Raw genomic sequence first — 1083 nt, forward strand, 5'->3', positions numbered from 1 at the left:
GTACTGAAATCCAGGATCTCGCGAACCTTGGCAACTTCAACCGCAAAGGTTTCGTCAGCCAGCTTGAAGGTCAGATACTGTACCGTCTCCGTTATTCCCGCAACTCCCATAACGCTTCTCCCCATAGGTGCAGGTGTGCGGTTCATGGCCGACAGATCTTCCGACGCCACGAACCGCACGCCATGATCCGGTTCTAAAATTGCTCGAACTCGCTGTCCAGTTTGTCATTACCAGCAAGATTAAGCCCGAAGCCGCTGTCATTGACTGCCTTTTTTCTGGAGACCTGGGTCGAGACTACCTGCTTGGCCTTGGGCTGTTGCAGCACCTTGTGCGCCTTTGCCATCGGTTTCTGCTGTATCGTGACTGAACTCATGTCCAGCTTGAAGAAAGCAACGGTGGTCATGAGCTGCTCGGCCTGCGACGAGAGCTCTTCGGCGGTGGAGGCCATCTCCTCGGCTGCCGAGGCATTCTGCTGGATGACCTGGTCGAGCTGCTGGATCGCCTTGTTGATCTGCTCGGAGCCCGTATCCTGCTCTTTGCTGGCCGCAGAGATCTCCTGGACCAGTTCCGCAGTCCGCTGGATGTCGGGAACCATCTTGGCCAGCAGTTCGCCGGCACGCTCCGCCACTTCCACACTGGACGCGGAGAGCTCGCTGATCTCTCCCGCGGCGTTCTGGCTCCGCTCGGCAAGCTTGCGCACCTCTGAGGCGACCACGGCGAACCCCTTGCCGTGCTCGCCGGCACGAGCCGCCTCGATGGCGGCGTTCAACGCCAGCATGTTGGTCTGGCGGGCAATCTCTTCGATGATCGAGATCTTGTCGGCGATCTCTTTCATGGCCTGAACCGTCTCTTCCACCGCCTTGCCGCCGGCTTTGGCATCCTCGGCGCTCTTCACGGCAATTTTCTCGGTCTGCAGCGCATTGTCGGCGTTCTGCTTGATATTGGCCGACATCTGTTCCATGCTGCTTGAGGCCTCTTCGGCTGCGGCAGCCTGCTCGCTTGCCCCTTGGGACATCTGCTCGCTGCCGGTACTCATCTCGTTGCTGCCCTGGCTTACGTTGTCAGCAGCGAACTTGACTTCAG

The 1083-nt window shown here is 59.0% G+C and carries 2 protein-coding genes; both read right to left on the minus strand.

What is annotated here, in order from left to right:
- Nucleotides 1-110 (minus strand): chemotaxis protein CheW (locus tag GJT30_18750; protein MSM41656.1); only part of this gene is annotated, 110 nt, incomplete at its 3' end.
- Nucleotides 111-193: 83 nt separating this feature from the next.
- Nucleotides 194-1083, minus strand: an 890-nt coding sequence (locus GJT30_18755) for a methyl-accepting chemotaxis protein (protein ID MSM41657.1), incomplete at its 5' end; no start/stop codon positions are given.

The sequence above is a fragment of the Geobacter sp. genome, assembly GCA_009684525.1.
GTDB lineage: Bacteria > Desulfobacterota > Desulfuromonadia > Geobacterales > DSM-12255 > Geoanaerobacter.